This is a genomic window from Rhodoferax sp. (assembly GCF_030653815.1).
Classification (GTDB): domain Bacteria; phylum Pseudomonadota; class Gammaproteobacteria; order Burkholderiales; family Burkholderiaceae_C; genus Rhodoferax.
In genome coordinates, this window is record NZ_JAURYQ010000021.1 from 56,264 (window position 1) to 71,743 (window position 15,480).

The following is a 15,480-nucleotide window of genomic DNA, read 5'->3' on the forward strand; positions in this document are numbered from 1 at the left end:
CCCGAGGGTTATCCCTCATTCAAATGGGTTGTACTTTAAATAGAATCAGTGCAACCCATTTTAAAAGGTTGCACCCATGGCCACTGTCACACTTGGCATCAAGGTTGACGAATCCCTTCGCTCACGCATCAAGGACGCCGCCAGCGCGCAGGGCAAAACTCCGCATTGGCTCATCAAGCAGGCGGTCATGCAGTACGTGGAGAGTGTCGAGCGCGGTCAGTTGCCTCCAGCCATCACAGGTGCAACCCAGATTGTCGACGGTCCGAAAGCCGATGAACCCGAGGCACTGACGACAACCGCCGCAGTGCCGCATTCCGCGCCGCAGCCTTTCCTGGACTGGGCGCAGAACGTGCTGCCGCAGACCGACCTGCGGCCGGCCATCACCGCCGCCTGGCACCGGCCCGAGCCCGAATGCCTGCCATTGCTAGTGCAACTGGCCCATGTGACCGATCCGGCACAACGCGCGGCCATCGAAACTGTGGGCACCCGGTTGGTGGAAGGCTTGCGCGCCAATCAGAGCAGTGGCGGGGTGGAAGCACTGGTACAGGAGTTTTCGTTATCCAGCCAGGAGGGCGTGGCGCTGATGTGCATGGCAGAGGCGCTGTTGCGCATTCCGGACAACGCCACCCGCGACGCGTTGATTCGCGACAAGATCAGCCATGGCGACTGGCACTCGCACCTGGGCAACTCACCGTCGATGTTTGTCAACGCCGCCGTCTGGGGCCTGATGCTGACCGGCAAACTGACCGCCACCGCGAGCGAAAAAAGCATGGCCAGCGCGCTGACACGCCTGATCGGCAAGGGCGGCGAGCCGCTGATCCGCCAGGGGGTGCACCGCGCCATGAAACTCATGGGCGAACAATTCGTCACCGGACAAACCATCTCCGAAGCACTGGCCAACAGCCGCGCGCTGGAGAAAAAAGGCTTTCGTTACTCGTATGACATGCTGGGCGAAGCGGCTACTACCGAGGAAGACGCCGAGCGCTATGTAGCCTCTTATGAGCAGTCGATTCGCGCCATTGGCATGGCGTCCAACGGGCGCGGTATTTTTGAAGGTCCTGGGATTTCGGTCAAGCTGTCGGCCCTGCACACGCGCTACAGCCGCGCCCAGCGCGACCGTGTCATGGACGAGTTGCTGCCCCGCCTGACCAAGCTGGCCCTGCTGGCGCGCCAGTATGACATCGCCATCAACATCGACGCCGAAGAGTCCGACCGGCTGGAGCTGTCGCTGGACCTGCTGGAGAGCCTGTGTTTCGATCCCCGGCTCAAGGGCTGGAACGGCATCGGGTTTGTGGTGCAGGCCTACCTGAAACGCTGCCCCTTTGTGGTTGACTACCTGATCGACCTGGCGCGGCGCAGCGGCCACCGCCTGATGATCCGGCTGGTCAAGGGTGCCTACTGGGACGCCGAGATCAAACGCGCCCAGCTGGACGGGCTGGACGGTTACCCGGTGTACACGCGCAAGGTTTATACCGACGTGGCTTACCTGGCCTGCGCGCGCAAGTTGCTGGCCGTGCCGGACGCGGTCTACCCGCAGTTTGCCACCCACAACGCACAGACCGTGGCCTCCATCGACCAGATGGCGGGGCAAAACTTCTACGCCGGTCAGTACGAGTTCCAGTGCCTGCATGGCATGGGCGAGCCGCTTTACGAGCAGGTGACCGGCACCGTGAGTGAGGGCAAACTGGGCCGCCCGTGCCGCATTTACGCGCCGGTGGGCACCCATGAGACGCTGCTGGCCTACCTGGTGCGCCGGCTGCTGGAGAACGGCTCCAACTCCTCGTTTGTCAACCGCATCGGCGATCCCAGGGTGAAGGTGGCCGACTTGGTGGTCGACCCGGTGCAGGAGGCGCAAGCGATCGAACTTGAGACCGGCCAGCTCGGCGCGCCACACCCCAAGATCACCCTGCCGCGGCAGATGTTTGCCGAACTGGGAGCCCAGTCGCGACTCAATTCGTCGGGCCTGAACCTGGCCAATGAGCAGCAACTGGCGTCACTGGCGGCCGGTTTGCTGCGCAGCACGCAAATCAGCTACACGGCGGCGGCCACTGTGGCGGAGGCGTCCCCTGTGGGGCAGGCTTCAGTCTGCCAGGGTCGACTGAAGTCGACCCCACAAACAGCCCAAGCCGTGCGCAACCCCGCCGACCAGCGCGACTTGGTGGGCTGGGTCTGCCCAACCACGCCCGCAGAGGTTGAACTGGCCGCCACACGCGCGGCCAGTGCGGCGCAAATCTGGCAAGTGACGCCGCCGCAGGAGCGCGCCGCCTGCCTGAAGCGCGCCGCCGACCTGCTGGAGCAGCGCACCCAAACCTTGTTGGGCTTGATCGTGCGCGAGGCCGGCAAGTCGCTGCCCAACGCGATCTCCGAGGTGCGCGAGGCTGTCGACTTTTTGCGCTATTACGCGGCGCAGGTGGACGCCAGCTTTGACAACGAAACGCACCGGGCGCTGGGTGTGGTGTTGTGCATCAGCCCCTGGAATTTCCCGCTGGCGATTTTTGCCGGCCAGGTCGCCGCGGCGCTGGCCAGTGGCAACTGCGTGCTGGCCAAACCGGCCGAACAAACGCCGCTGGTGGCCGATGTGATGGTCAAGATTTTGCACGAAGCCGGTGTGCCGATGGATGCCGTGCAACTGGTACCCGGCACCGGTGAGGTGGTGGGTGCCGCGCTGGTGGCACACCCGCTGGTGGCCGGTGTCATGTTTACCGGCTCCACCGAGGTGGCCCGCCTCATCGCCCAAACCCTGTCGAAACGCCTGAGCCTGCAGGGCCGCAGCATTCCGCTGATTGCCGAGACCGGTGGCCAGAACGCGATGGTGGTGGATTCATCCGCCTTGGCCGAGCAGGTGGTGGGTGATGTGCTGGCGTCGGCATTTGACTCTGCCGGTCAGCGTTGCTCGGCGCTGCGCCTGTTGTGTATCCAGGAGGACGTGGCCGGGCGTGTGCTCGACATGATCAAGCAGGCCATGCGCGAGTGGGTCATGGGCAACCCGGACCACATGCACACCGACGTGGGTCCGGTGATCGACGAGGATGCGCGCGCACAAATTGAGGCGCACATTGCCAGCATGCAGGCCGACGGCCAGCCTGTGACGCGCATGGCGCGCGACGAAAGCGGTGGTCAGGGCCATTTTGTGATGCCCACCCTGATTGAAATCGACCGTATCGAACGCTTGCAACGCGAGGTGTTCGGCCCGGTGCTGCATGTGCTGCGCTACCGACGCGACGACCTTGACCGTGTGCTCGACGCCATCAACGCCACCGGCTACGGCCTCACCTTTGGTGTGCACAGCCGCATCGACGAAACCATTGCCCAGGTCACGCAAAAGGTCCAGGCGGGCAATATTTATGTCAACCGCAACGTGATCGGCGCCGTGGTGGGGGTGCAGCCGTTCGGCGGCATGGGCCTGTCGGGCACCGGGCCCAAGGCGGGCGGTCCGCTGTACTTGTACCGATTGCTGCAAACCAGCGAGACACAAAACAACCCGGCTCTGGCCGCGCTGACGGTATCGCCCGCCTGCCGCGCGCTGGTGCCGGCCAGCACCGAGCGGCACCTGGCTGCGCCCGCCAGCCTGCAAGCCCTGGAGCTTTTGCTGGAAAACCTGCAAGGGCTGGCTTTGGTGGCGCCTTTGGGTGAATTGGACCACTTTGAAGCGGTACAAGCCACCGCCATCTGCGAGGCCTATCTGGCTTTAACCGTGCTCGGTCAATCTTTCAAGCTGCCCGGCCCCACGGGAGAATCGAACCGATACCAACTGCTGCCGCGCGGCGCGGTCTGGGTCATGCCCCAAACGGCACTTGGGCTGTTTCATCAGTTGGCGGCCGTGCTGGCCAGCGGCAACCACTGCTGGCTGGAGACGCCGGCTGGCGACAGCGCTGTGGCGCGTTTGCTCAAAACGCTGCCGGCTGAGGTGATGCGTTTTGTGCAACTGTGCAGCGCCGAAAAATTGCGTGGCGAAAGCCACCTGAGTGCCCTGCTGTTTGAAGGTGATGGCGACGCGTTGCAAGCCCTGTCGCCCCAGGTTGCCAAGCGGGCCGGCGCCATTGTGCGCATTGAAAGCTTGTCACCCGCGCAGTTGGTTGCGGGCGCGCATTACGACCTGAGCGCCCTGATGCATGAGCAGAGCATCAGCACCAACACCGCTGCCGCAGGCGGCAACGCGCAACTGATGACCATGGGCTGATCATAAAAAGGAGACACCGATGAAATTCAAGACACCGCCATGACACACCAAGAATTCGTAGAGATGCCGCACTACGTCATTGCGAACGCAGTGAAGCAATCCATGACTTCCGGACTGCATGGATTGCCGCGCTTCGCTCGCAATGACGCCACTTTCCCACGATTCATCTAATTTTTTTCAGGAAATACCCATGAAACTCACCCCCACACTTTTGCCCCTGATGGGCGCGATGACCCTGGCTTTCGCCAGCCAGGCTTATGCCCAGGAGCAAACGGTTGTCATCGGCTTGACCGGCCCCTTGTCGGGTTCCAATGCTTTTGCCGGCAAGGACAACGAGAACGGCGTGCGGCTGGCCGTTGACGACCTCAACAGCAAAAAAATCACGGTCGGTGGCAAAACGCTCAAATTTGTCCTGCAATCCGAGGACGACCAATGTGACCCCAAAGCCGGCGTGCAAGTGGCGCAAAAATTTGTCGACAGCGGCGTCAAGTTCGTCATGGGTCCCTATTGCTCGGGTGTGGCGGTTCCCGCCTCACGGATTTATAACGAAGGTGGTGCCATGTTGTCCACCGTCGGCACCAACCCCAAAGTCACCCTGGGCGGCTACAAAAATCTGTTCCGCATCATCGCCAGCGACAACCAGATTGGCACCGGCATGGCCAACTACGCCGCCAATGTGCTAAAAGTCAAGTCAGTGGCGGTGATTGATGACCGCACCGCCTTTGGCCAAGGCGTGGCGCAGGAATTCACCAAGGAAGCCAAGCGCCTGGGGCTGAACGTGGTCGGACAGGAGTTCACCACCGACAAGGCCACGGATTTCACCTCCATCCTGACCACCCTCAAGGCCAAAAATCCGGATGCGATTTTCTTTGGCGGCTACGCGCCGCAAGCCGCGCCCATGACACGTCAGATGAAGCAACTCGCCGTCAAGGCGAAGCTGTTGGGGGGGGACACGCTGTGCAGCCCCGAAATGGGCAAACTCGCAGGCGATGCCGTCAATGACGTGGTGTTCTGCGCGCAGGGCGGCTCCATGCTGGACAAGACCGCCGCAGGCCCGACTTTCAAAGCCAAGTACAAGCAGCGTTACAACCAGGATGCCGACGTGTACGCCGCGCCGTTTTATGACCAGACCATGTTCATTGGCGAGTCCATCCAGAAAGCGGGTTCACTGGACCCGGATAAAGTGGGCGCTGTCATGTACAAAACCAGCTACAAGGGCATCATGGGCACCTATGCCTACGACGACAAAGGCAACATGAAGCAGGCCCCGATCACGGTCTACACCTTCAAGAACGCCGCGCTGGTGCCGCTGGCGAGCTATTGAGGCCAGTCAACCCAAGGTGACCGGTATCCGCTGCCGCCCAAAATGGCCACACTTGGCATCAAAGCGTCCGGCCACCGGGTTACCGCAGTCCGGGCAGTGGCCTAAGGCGGTCAGCCGGTAGTCATTGATCTGGTACCAGTCGCGCACGATCAGCGGCGCCTGGCAACTCGGGCAAAAGGTGGTGTCGCCCTCGATGTTGTGCACGTTGCCGGTGTAGACGTAATGCAAGCCTTGCTTGAGTGCAATGTTGCGGGCGCGCACCAGCGTGGCAACGGGTGTGGGGGGCACGTCCATCATCTTGTAATCGGGGTGAAAAGCCGAGAAGTGCAGCGGCACATCAGGCCCGAGCTCTTTCATGATCCAGTTGCACATGGCCACCAGCTCCTGGTCTGAGTCGTTGTACCCCGGGATCAGCAAGGTGGTGAGCTCCAGCCAGACCCGGGTCTCGTGCTTGAGGTAGACCAGGGTGTCGAGTATGGGCTGCAGGTGGGCGCTGGACAGCTTGAAATAAAAGTCTTCGGTAAACGCCTTCAGGTCGACATTGGCGGCGTCCATTTTGGCGAACAACTCACGCCGCGGCTGCTCGTGGATGTAGCCCGCCGTGACCGCCACGGTCTGGATGCCCAGCGCATGGCAGGCATCGGCCGTGTCCATGGCGTACTCGGCAAAAATCACCGGGTCGTTGTAGGTAAAGGCCACACTCTTGCAACCATGCTCGCGCGCCGCCTTGGCGATAGCTTCGGGCGAGGCCTGGTCCATCAGGCTGTCCATGTCGTGCGACTTGCTGATGTCCCAGTTCTGGCAGAACTTGCAGGCCAGGTTGCAGCCCGCCGTGCCAAACGAAAACACGCTGCTGCCCGGGTAAAAATTGTTGAAGGGTTTCTTTTCGATCGGGTCAATGCAGAAACCCGAGGAGCGCCCGTAGGTGGTCAAGACCATCTGCTCACCCTGGCGCATGCGCACAAAACAGGCGCCGCGTTGGCCGTCGTGCAGCTTGCAGTCGCGCGGGCACAGGTCGCACTGCAGGCGGCCATCGTCGTTTCGGTGCCAGTAGCGGGCGGGGTAGTTGGATGATTCCACTTTCATGATGACACCTCGCTTTCCTTGAATTTGTGCACGGTGTAGTGCTGTAGCCGGACCCCTGGCGCCCAAAAATCAGGCGCCAGACCAGCCTTTTGTTTGAGGTGGGCCATGAATTGCCGTGGCTTGGGCAACTGCTCCCAGACCTGCGGCAAGAAAGTGCTGCGATAACGCCCGAACTCAAACACCACGCCGTCCACACCAGGACGCAGTAGCGCCAGCGCATCGGCCTCAGAAGTGAACGGCAGCGGCTGCATGGCCGACAGCACTGAGACCTCCACAGTGGTGATGTCCAGCTCCGGCAAGGTCAACGGCGTAAAACGTGGGTCGTGCAGGGCGGCCGCCACGGCGTTGGCCTGGATATCCTGGATCAGCGGTCTGTGTGCCTGCAGTGAGCCAATGCAACCGCGCAGTTGCCCATGCTGGTTCAAGGTGACAAAACTGGCCCCCGGCGCCTGCAACACATCGGCCGCTTCGCTGATGGGTTCGGGCAGCGCCACCGCGCGCCCCAACGCGTTCGAGATGGCCGTGCGGGCAATTTGCAACAGCAATGGGCCATGCTCGTCCAGGCGCCAGGGCGGCAGAGCGTTCTGCTGCGTGTCCCCCGCCCTGCGGGCTGCTCCTTTTACCTGCGCAGAACGCTCTGCCGCTCTGGCTCCTGGTACTGTGGTGTCAGTGCGCATGGTTTTCTCCTGGTGTGAAGGCCAGCGCCGCATAACCCACCACGCGCCCCTTGTCACCCGCTGTGTCACCAGAATTGCACAGCCCCAGCAGATGCGGCTGCAAATGGTGCTGGCGGGCGGCCAGCAGCAGGCCGTTGACCGGAGTGGCACCACAGGCTTGCTGGTGGTTCAGCTTGGTCTGCAACTGCAGCATGCCTTGCACGGTTGCGCGGTCCACAGCCTGGGCAGTGGCGTAGGGCAGAAAGTGCGAGAGATCGGAGCTGATCACGATCAAGGTCTCGGCACCGCCCCACAGTAGCTCCAGCACTTGGGCCACCTCAGCCGGGGTGGCGTCGCCGACGGCCAGCGGCAGCAGCTTGAAATCATCCAGCGCCAACTGCAAAAACGGCAATTGCACCTCCAGCGAATGCTCCTGCGCGTGCGCCGCCGGGCTGACCACCACCTGGGGCAGGGCGCGGATGGCCGCCACCGCGTTCTGGTCGACCTCAATCTCACCCAGCGGCGTGGCAAAGTAGTCAGCGCCCGGCAAGGCCAGGCCACGTACCGGCACCCGGTGCACCGGCCCCAGCAAGACCACGCGCCGGATGGTGTGGCGCACTGCGCCGAGCTGGGCATAGGCCTGTGCTGCGGTGGCGCCGGAGTAGATGTAGCCCGCATGGGGCACGATCAGGGCCTTGGGCGGCGGGGCGGCCGTGCCGGTAGCGTCCGGCTTGGCAGAGGCCAGCATGGCCAGCACATCGTGCGACAGGGTCTGACTGCGCCCCGGGTAAAAAGACCCGGCGACAGCGGGTGGGCGAACTTGGGGCATCTTGATTTCCTTTAATAAAGAAAACATTACTGCTCAAACAGATGGGGTTGACTGAGCGCAACACAATGGAAATTCTGCGACAAAGAACGCGCCGCCTGCGTGATTATTCTCAAGGTCGGAATGCACAGCATGGTCATTGAATCCATGCCGGTGACGCTTTACGTGTACTTCACTGCCCGCCTGGTGCTGGTTTAGCCCGTTGCTTCCGCCAGCACCGAGCCGTCCAGATGCTGCATGTCCCAGGTCAGGGTGGCGTCGGCCTCGAACGTATGGAGCTCGGCCAGCGGCTTGACCTGGCCGGACTCCAGCGCAAACGCGTTGCTGGCAAGCCGGGGGCCATCGACGTGAAACACACGGATGATCGAGACCTCATGTGCGAGGCAATTGCCGCGGCTGCAGCGCCAGCAAGCCCAACGCCAGCACTGCAAAGCCAATGCCCGCCATGAAGGTGAACGAGGCCCCGAAAAACTGCCACAAGCCACCCGCCAGACCGCTGGCGGCCAGCATCGCCACGCCGCTGAGCAGGTTGAAAAACCCGTAGGCGGTGCCGCGTAAATCGGCGGGGGCGGTGTCGGCCACCATGGCGGCCAGCAGGCCTTGTGTCATGGCCATGTGCAGGCCCCAAAGCGCCACGCCCAGCCAAAACACCCAGCCACTGTTGCTGGTGGCCAGCAGCAGGTCGGCGGCAATCAACAGCAGCAGGCCCCAGCCCAACAAAGTCGTGTGCCGCATTTTGTCGGCCAACTTGCCAAACGGGTAGGCGCACCCGGCGTAAACCATGTTCATGGCGATCAGCACCACCGGGGTCCAGGCCAGCGCCAGGCCGCCTTGCTGAGCTCGCAGCACCAGAAAGGCTTCGCTGAAACGCGCGAGCGTGAACACGGCACCGACGCCGACCACCCACCAGTAGGCAGGGCTCAAACGGGCCAGGTTGGCGCGACTGATCGGGTTGATGCGCTTGTGCTGCACCGGGCGATCCGGCTCCCGCACGCCCCACACCAGCAGCGCCACACACAGCACAGCCGGCACCGTGGCCACCCAGAACACGGCGCGAAAGTCGTTCTGCCACAGCAGCATGAAGCCGATAGCCAGCATCGGCCCCAAAAAAGCGCCCACGGTGTCCAGCGATTGACGCAGGCCAAAGGCGGCGCCACGCAGCTCGGGTGGCGCGATGTCGGCCACCAGCGCGTCCCGCGGCGCACCGCGAATGCCTTTGCCAACCCGATCCGCCAGCCGCGCGGTGATGATCCAGCCGCTGGAGGTGGCCAGCGCGAACAGCGGCTTGGACAAGGCGCCCAGGCCGTAGCCCAGCACGGCGAGTGGCTTGCGCTTGCCCCAGTAATCGCTCAAGGCGCCGGAAAACACCTTGACGATGAGTGCCGTGGCTTCGGCCGCGCCTTCGATCAGTCCAATGACAAGGATGCTGATGCCCAAGGTAGTGGCCATGAACACCGGCAGCAGGCTGTGAATCAGCTCACTCGACACGTCCATCAGCAGACTGACAAAACCCAGCGCCCAGATGCTGGCGGGCAACTTGCGCAAGGGCTGGGCTTGTGGTGACATGCTTACATCCATCGGCCCGAGGGCGGGCCTCCTGCAAAAGCATCAGGGTTCTTGTGGGAGCGGCGCCCTCGCCGCGATGGGGTTGGGTTCATGGAAGCGCTCGGGATGACGACACCGGTTCATGGCCCGGACTCAGCGCACCAGAACGGCGGCGCTGTCGCCGCGTGGGGCAATCACACCAATCTCGTAAACCGTTTCACCCGAGGCGCGCAGCATGTCGGCACAGGCTTGCGCGTTGGCGGCGTCAATGACCACCGCCATGCCGATGCCGTTGTTGAAGGTGCGGTTCATCTCGATGTCGTCAATGCCGGCGGTGGCTTGCAGCCAGGCAAACAGTTCGGTTTGCGGCCAGCTGCCTTTGGTCAGATGGGCAGCCATGCCTTCTGGCAGCACCCGTGGAATGTTTTCCAGCAGGCCGCCGCCCGTGATGTGGGCCAGCGCTTTGATCGGGTGGGCCGCCAGCGCCGTCAGCACGTTCTTCACGTAGAGGCGGGTGGGTTCCATCAGTGCCTGTTTGAAGGCTTTGCCGTCGAGTGTGGCGGGCACCGTGCCGGCGGCCTCCGCGCGCTCGATGCATTTGCGCACCAAGCTGAAACCGTTCGAGTGCACACCGCTGGAGGCCAGGCCCAGCACCACATCGCCAGGGGCGACAGAGGCACCCGTCAAAATTTTGGACTTTTCGACCGCGCCGACGGCAAAACCGGCCAGGTCGTATTCGCCGGCCGGGTACATGCCGGGCATCTCAGCGTTTTCGCCGCCGATCAGGGCGCAGCCCGAGAGCTCGCAGCCTTTGGCGATGCCGCCGACCACCGCGGCGGCGGTGTCGACGTCGAGCTTGCCGCAGGCAAAATAGTCGAGAAAAAACAAGGGTTCTGCGCCTTGCACCAGCACGTCGTTGACGCTCATGGCCACCAGGTCGATGCCCACGGTGTCGTGCATGCTCCACTCGAAGGCCAGCTTGAGCTTGGTGCCGACACCGTCGGTGCCGCTCACCAACACCGGTTCCTTATAGCGTTTGGGTACTTCAAACAGTGCGCCAAAGCCGCCGATACCAGCCAGCACGCCTTCGCGCATGGTTTTTTTGGCAAGCGGCTTGATGCGTTCCACCAGCGCGTCACCCGCGTCGATGTCAACGCCAGCGGCTTTGTAGGAAAGAGGGGTGGTGGATTGGGTCATAACAGTGGTCAGGTAAGGCAAAAGGAGGGCGCAGGCGGCGAGCCGTAAGCCCGATAGAATTTGGCCTGATTTTAAGGGGTTGGCCCGTTGGCCATTTCAATGCAATTTACTTCCACTCAAAAAAGAGCTGCTGTCTGGCTGGCGCTGCTGCTGGGCACGCTGGCCACGCTTTGGCTGCTGGCCCCGGTGTTGACGCCCTTTGTGGTGGCCGCCATACTGGCTTACGCGCTGACGCCGGTGGTGGATTGGCTCGACCGACTGGGCCGTGGCCGCTTGCCGCGGCTACTGGCCGTGCTGCTGGTGGAAATTGTGTTTTTACTTATGCTGCTGGCGCTGATGCTGCTGGTGGTGCCCATTTTGATCAAGCAGTTGCCGCTGTTGCGCGAGCAGGTGCCGCCCATGCTGGACCGTTTCAACGCCTTCCTGCAACCCTTTTTATCGCAATTTGGCCTGCACATGTCGTTTGACGTGGCCGGGCTCAAGGCCTTTGCCATGGAGCACCTGAACGCCAACTTTGAGGACCTGCTGGGCCGCTTGCTGGCCTCGGCCAAGCTCGGTGGCAGCGTGGCGCTGTCGCTGGTGGGCAATGCGGTGCTGATTCCGGTGGTGCTGTTTTACCTGCTGATGGAATGGCGCCGCTTCATGGACCTGCTGTTGGTGCTGGTACCTCCCCGTCTGCGCGCTGTGGTGGACAGTTTTACCCTGGAAGCCGATGGCGTCATGGGCCAGTACTTGCGCGGCCAACTGCTGGTGATGGTGGTGCTGGCGGTGTACTACAGCGCCGGGCTGGCACTGTTTGGCCTGGACCTGGCCCTGCCGATTGGGGTGTTCACCGGTCTGGCCGTGGCCATACCGTACCTCGGCTTCGGGCTGGGCCTGATTCTGGCCACGCTGGCTGGTTTTCTGGAGTTTTCTGCCCAGGCGGGTCATGTCAGTGCGCTGGTTATGGTGGCTGTGGTGTACGGCCTGGGCCAGCTACTGGAGAGCTTCTTTTTGACCCCGCGCCTGGTGGGCGAGCGCGTCGGCCTGCATCCATTGGCCGTTATTTTTGCCTTGCTGGCTTTTGGGCATGTACTGGGTTTTGTCGGCGTGTTGATTGCCTTGCCGCTGAGTGCCGTGATGCTGGTTGCCATTCGCCGGGGCCGCCTCGCTTATTTGCACAGCGCGCTTTATCGGGATAGTGGCAACGCATGATGCAACAACTGGTGCTGGACATGGGGCTGCCTGCGGGGCCCAGCCTGCAAAATTTTTCTGCGGGCGCCAATGAAGCGGCACTGGCGCACCTCAAGCTCTGGTTGGGGCCTGCCGGCACCCCTCGTCGTTCACCGGTGCCGACTTACCTGTGGGGTGGCAATGCCTGTGGCAAAACCCATTTGCTCAAGGCCATGGGCGAGGCGCTGCAGGAGCAGGGCGCCCGTGTCGGTTGGCTCGATGCAGGGGTTCAAGTGACGCCCGAGTTCGACGAGTCCTGGGCCTGTGTGCTGATGGACGATGTGCACGCTTACAGCACGGCCCAACAACAGCTGGCTTTCAACTGGTTCGTGCATGCCCAGACCCTGCAAATGGCGGTCCTGGCCAGTGGCAGCCTGCCACCCGCCGACCTGAAATTGCGCGACGACCTGCGCACCCGCCTGGGCGGCGGCCACGTTTTTGTGTTACAGGCCCTGAGCGAGCCTGAGCGCCGCGCGGTGCTGCGCCAGGCCGCCGACGAGCGCGGCATTGCCTTGAGCGGCGAGGTGATGGACTACATGCTGACACGCTTCTCGCGCGATCTGGGCTCGCTGATGGAGCTGCTCAAATTGATGGACGGTTACGCCCTGCAAACCCGCCGCGCCATCACCATTCCCCTGATCAAAGCCATGATGGACAACACATGACCCCCAAGATAGCCCTGTTTGACCTGGACTACACGCTGCTCCCGATCGATTCCGACCATGCCTGGAACAGCTTCACCGCCACCCTGGGCTGGCACGACTCGGTCGAGTTCAACCAGCGCAACGATGCCTTTTACGAGCAGTACAAGGCCGGCACCCTCAATATTTTTGAATATGTGCACTTTGCCACGCAGGCCCTGCGTCAGCAAGGCGCAGCAAAATCAGCAGCGGCGCATGCCCAATTCATGGCTTCGGTGGTGCACAACGCCATTCAGCCGCAAGCCTTGAAGCTGATTCAGCAACACCAGTCGGCGGGCGACATGGTGGCGATCGTGACTGCCACCAATGAGTTTGTCACGCGACCGATTGCAGACGCGTTTGGCGTGCCCGAGTTGATCGCCATCGAACTGGCGCGCGACCCGCAGAGCGGCTGGTTCACGGGTGAGATTGCTGGCACGCCCTCGTTCCGGGAGGGCAAGGTCAAGCGTGTGGAGGAGTGGCTGGCAAGGCGTGGCCTGGCTTGGGAACAGGTAGAGAGCACTTTTTACAGCGATTCCATGAACGACTTGCCACTGCTTGAGAAAGTGACGCATCCGGTGGCGACCAACCCCGAGGACCGGTTGCGTGCCATCGCGCTGGACCGGGGCTGGCGCATACTTCAACTTTTTTAAATAACAACAATGATCAAAAAATTAATCAATCGGCTGTTGGGCAAAGCTGCCCCGGTCAACAAACACCCCTTTGGCAAACGCGAAGAGATTGGCCCGTCCGAGCACGGTATCAACCCCAGGCTGGTGGATGAGCGCGCGCTCAACGTGGTGCGCACGCTCAAACAGGCCGGCTTTGAGGCCTACATCGTCGGTGGCGCGGTGCGCGACCTGATGCTGGGCCTGGCCCCCAAAGACTTCGACGTGGCCACCAACGCCACGCCCGAGCAGGTCAAGGGCCTGTTCCGGCGCGCCTTCATCATCGGCCGGCGTTTTCGCATCGTCCATGTGGTCTATGGCCGCGGTCGTGAGCATGAGGTGATCGAGGTCTCCACCTTCCGCGCTTACCTGGACAACGTGGCCGCCGAGCAGGTGGCGGGCAACGAAAAAACCAGCAAGAGCGAACTGGCTGGCATGAAGCATGCCGTGGACAGCACCGGCCGGGTGCTGCGTGACAACGTCTGGGGTCCGCAGGAGGAAGACGCGGTGCGCCGTGACTTCACCATCAACGCCATGTACTACGACCCCGAGACGCAAATCGTGGTGGACTATCACCACGGTATCAAGGATTCGAAAAACCGCGTCATCCGCATGATTGGTGACCCGGTGGCGCGCTACCGGGAAGACCCGGTGCGCATCATCCGCGCCATCCGTTTTGCCGCCAAGCTCAATGGGCTGGGCTTCAAGCTGGAGCCCAAAACGGCCACGCCACTGGTCAAGTCCAGGGCTTTGTTGGCCGAGGTGCCGCAAAGCCGTTTGTTCGACGAGATGCTCAAGCTGCTGCAAACCGGTCATGCGCTGGCCTCCATCGAGCAGCTCAAGGTGCTGGGCCTGGCGCACGGCATTTACCCGCTGCTCGACGTGGTGGTGGAGCGCGGCGAGACGCCTTTTGTCAAGTCTGCGCTGCAAGACACCGACCGCCGGGTCGGCGAGGGCAAACCGGTGGCGCCCAGTTTTTTGCTGGCTTGCGTGTTGTGGGCCGATGTGCGCGATGGTTGCGCCAAGCGTATCCAGGACGGCCAGCACGCCCATCCGGCGCTGCAGGATGCGATCGAGGACGTGTTCGACGCCCGCATTGGCGACGTCTCCGGGCGTGGCAAACTGGCCGGTGACATGCGTGAAATCTGGTTGCTGCAGCCGCGCTTTGAAAAACGCGTGGGCAGTGCGCCGTTCGGCCTGGTAGAGCAGGCGCGCTTTCGGGCCGCTTTTGACTTCATGCGCTTGCGCGCTGAGATCGGTGAACTCGACATGGTGCTGTCGGACTGGTGGGAAGCTTTCAGCCTGGCCAATGACGACCTGCGCAATGACATGGTCGACGAGGTCAAGCTGGAACAGCAACAACAGCGCGCCAAGACCCCCCGTGCGCCGCGCGCACCTCGGGTGCATTCGGTCCCCAGCCGGGCCAATTCGGACGCCGCGCCGCAAGCAGCTGCTGCGGACGCGACAACAGAGCGCTCGGACTTGCCGCTTGACGCAGTGGCGGGCGATGGCACTGACGCGCCCAAGAAACGCCGCCGTCGTCGTCGTCCTTCAGGTCGCGACGCGGGTGACGCACCGACGCAAGACCCGCAGGCTTGAAGCTCGGCCATGGCGCGTGCTGAACGGTCAGAAGTACTGGCCTACCTGGGGCTGGGCGCCAACTTGGGTGATGCGCGGGCCACACTGCGGTCTGCCACGCAAAGCATCGCCGCCTTGCCCGCGACCCGGCTGGTCGCGGCGTCCAGTCTGTATTGCACGGCGCCACTGGAAGCTGCCGGACCGGATTATCTGAATGCGGTGATTGCGGTAGCCACCCGGCTCAATGCACCTGAGTTGCTGGTGCACCTGCAACAGATTGAACGCCAGGCTGGACGCGAGCGGCCGTACCGCAATGCCCCACGCACGCTCGACCTCGACATTCTGCTCTATGGCGAGGCCAGCATCAGCAGTGCCTTGCTGCACATCCCGCATCCGCGCATGGGCGAGCGGGCCTTTGTGCTGGTGCCGCTGGCCGAGATTGCGCCAGACCGGGTAAAGCCGGGACAGCTCGGCGCGGTCGGCGCCCAGCCGATTGAACGCCTGACTTCAGCCTTGCGCTGAATCGCC

At 62.7% G+C, this 15,480-nt stretch carries 13 protein-coding genes; 7 read left to right on the forward strand and 6 right to left on the reverse strand.

Translation table 11 applies throughout. The features are described from left to right. The first annotated feature begins 76 nt into the window (after nucleotides 1-76). The gene (gene putA, locus Q7U49_RS07580; protein WP_304763579.1) at nucleotides 77-4,180 is read left to right on the forward strand and encodes a trifunctional transcriptional regulator/proline dehydrogenase/L-glutamate gamma-semialdehyde dehydrogenase; all 4,104 of its coding nucleotides are present in this window, start codon (nucleotides 77-79) and stop codon (nucleotides 4,178-4,180) included. Nucleotides 4,181-4,370: 190 nt separating this feature from the next. Further along, nucleotides 4,371-5,504: a branched-chain amino acid ABC transporter substrate-binding protein gene (locus Q7U49_RS07585; protein ID WP_304763580.1), complete on the forward strand. Its 1,134-nt coding sequence runs from the start codon at nucleotides 4,371-4,373 to the stop codon at nucleotides 5,502-5,504. A gap of 6 nt (nucleotides 5,505-5,510) precedes the next feature. Here the strand turns inward: Q7U49_RS07585 and amrS are convergent, their stop codons facing one another. The 6 genes from amrS to purM all read right to left on the reverse strand — a co-directional run bounded on the left by amrS (nucleotide 5,511) and on the right by purM (nucleotide 10,814). Beyond that, nucleotides 5,511-6,590, reverse strand: coding sequence for an AmmeMemoRadiSam system radical SAM enzyme (gene amrS / locus Q7U49_RS07590; RefSeq protein WP_304763581.1), 1,080 nt, complete (start codon nucleotides 6,588-6,590; stop codon nucleotides 5,511-5,513). Next, complete coding sequence (gene amrA / locus Q7U49_RS07595) at nucleotides 6,587-7,267, reverse strand: AmmeMemoRadiSam system protein A (protein ID WP_304763582.1); 681 nt, start codon at nucleotides 7,265-7,267, stop codon at nucleotides 6,587-6,589. Before amrA ends, amrS begins: the two co-directional genes overlap by 4 nt. Then, nucleotides 7,257-8,075 carry an AmmeMemoRadiSam system protein B gene (gene amrB, locus Q7U49_RS07600; protein WP_304763583.1) on the reverse strand — a complete coding sequence of 273 codons (819 nt, stop codon included), beginning with the start codon at nucleotides 8,073-8,075 and terminating at the stop codon, nucleotides 7,257-7,259. The genes amrA and amrB overlap by 11 nt, the downstream gene beginning before the upstream one ends. 191 nt (nucleotides 8,076-8,266) lie before the next feature. After that, entirely contained in the window at nucleotides 8,267-8,428 is a 162-nt protein-coding gene (locus Q7U49_RS07605; RefSeq protein WP_304763584.1) for a hypothetical protein, read from the reverse strand. 16 nt (nucleotides 8,429-8,444) lie between these two features. Beyond that, nucleotides 8,445-9,638: an MFS transporter gene (locus tag Q7U49_RS07610; protein ID WP_304763585.1), complete on the reverse strand. Its 1,194-nt coding sequence runs from the start codon at nucleotides 9,636-9,638 to the stop codon at nucleotides 8,445-8,447. Between the two features lie 132 nt (nucleotides 9,639-9,770). Next, nucleotides 9,771-10,814, reverse strand: coding sequence for a phosphoribosylformylglycinamidine cyclo-ligase (purM, locus tag Q7U49_RS07615; RefSeq protein WP_304763586.1), 1,044 nt, complete (start codon nucleotides 10,812-10,814; stop codon nucleotides 9,771-9,773). A gap of 99 nt (nucleotides 10,815-10,913) precedes the next feature. Between purM and Q7U49_RS07620 the strand changes: the two genes are divergently transcribed. From Q7U49_RS07620 to folK, 5 genes are read left to right on the forward strand one after another with little or no spacing between them, the layout of a single operon-like run. Continuing rightward, complete coding sequence (locus tag Q7U49_RS07620; RefSeq protein ID WP_304763587.1) at nucleotides 10,914-12,008, forward strand: AI-2E family transporter; 1,095 nt, start codon at nucleotides 10,914-10,916, stop codon at nucleotides 12,006-12,008. Further along, nucleotides 12,008-12,691 carry a DnaA regulatory inactivator Hda gene (gene hda, locus Q7U49_RS07625; RefSeq protein ID WP_304763615.1) on the forward strand — a complete coding sequence of 228 codons (684 nt, stop codon included), beginning with the start codon at nucleotides 12,008-12,010 and terminating at the stop codon, nucleotides 12,689-12,691. Before Q7U49_RS07620 ends, hda begins: the two co-directional genes overlap by 1 nt. Continuing rightward, complete coding sequence (locus tag Q7U49_RS07630; RefSeq protein ID WP_304763588.1) at nucleotides 12,688-13,359, forward strand: HAD family phosphatase; 672 nt, start codon at nucleotides 12,688-12,690, stop codon at nucleotides 13,357-13,359. Before hda ends, Q7U49_RS07630 begins: the two co-directional genes overlap by 4 nt. A 9-nt stretch (nucleotides 13,360-13,368) precedes the next feature. Further along, entirely contained in the window at nucleotides 13,369-14,973 is a 1,605-nt protein-coding gene (pcnB, locus tag Q7U49_RS07635; RefSeq protein ID WP_304763589.1) for a polynucleotide adenylyltransferase PcnB, read from the forward strand. 9 nt (nucleotides 14,974-14,982) lie between these two features. Beyond that, a complete protein-coding gene (folK, locus tag Q7U49_RS07640; protein ID WP_304763590.1) occupies nucleotides 14,983-15,474 on the forward strand; it encodes a 2-amino-4-hydroxy-6-hydroxymethyldihydropteridine diphosphokinase in 492 nt (163 codons plus the stop codon). Nucleotides 15,475-15,480 lie beyond the last annotated feature (6 nt).

Excerpts from the sequence above, each read along its gene's own strand:
- putA (WP_304763579.1), top strand. The coding sequence starts at position 77 with ATGGCCACTGTCACACTTGGCATCAAGGTTGACGAATCCCTTCGCTCA.
- Q7U49_RS07585 (WP_304763580.1), top strand. The coding sequence starts at position 4,371 with ATGAAACTCACCCCCACACTTTTGCCCCTGATGGGCGCGATGACCCTG.
- amrS (WP_304763581.1), bottom strand. The coding sequence starts at position 6,590 with ATGAAAGTGGAATCATCCAACTACCCCGCCCGCTACTGGCACCGAAAC.
- amrA (WP_304763582.1), bottom strand. The coding sequence starts at position 7,267 with ATGCGCACTGACACCACAGTACCAGGAGCCAGAGCGGCAGAGCGTTCT.
- amrB (WP_304763583.1), bottom strand. The coding sequence starts at position 8,075 with ATGCCCCAAGTTCGCCCACCCGCTGTCGCCGGGTCTTTTTACCCGGGG.
- Q7U49_RS07610 (WP_304763585.1), bottom strand. The coding sequence starts at position 9,638 with ATGTCACCACAAGCCCAGCCCTTGCGCAAGTTGCCCGCCAGCATCTGG.
- purM (WP_304763586.1), bottom strand. The coding sequence starts at position 10,814 with ATGACCCAATCCACCACCCCTCTTTCCTACAAAGCCGCTGGCGTTGAC.
- Q7U49_RS07620 (WP_304763587.1), top strand. The coding sequence starts at position 10,914 with ATGCAATTTACTTCCACTCAAAAAAGAGCTGCTGTCTGGCTGGCGCTG.
- hda (WP_304763615.1), top strand. The coding sequence starts at position 12,008 with ATGCAACAACTGGTGCTGGACATGGGGCTGCCTGCGGGGCCCAGCCTG.
- Q7U49_RS07630 (WP_304763588.1), top strand. The coding sequence starts at position 12,688 with ATGACCCCCAAGATAGCCCTGTTTGACCTGGACTACACGCTGCTCCCG.
- pcnB (WP_304763589.1), top strand. The coding sequence starts at position 13,369 with ATGATCAAAAAATTAATCAATCGGCTGTTGGGCAAAGCTGCCCCGGTC.
- folK (WP_304763590.1), top strand. The coding sequence starts at position 14,983 with ATGGCGCGTGCTGAACGGTCAGAAGTACTGGCCTACCTGGGGCTGGGC.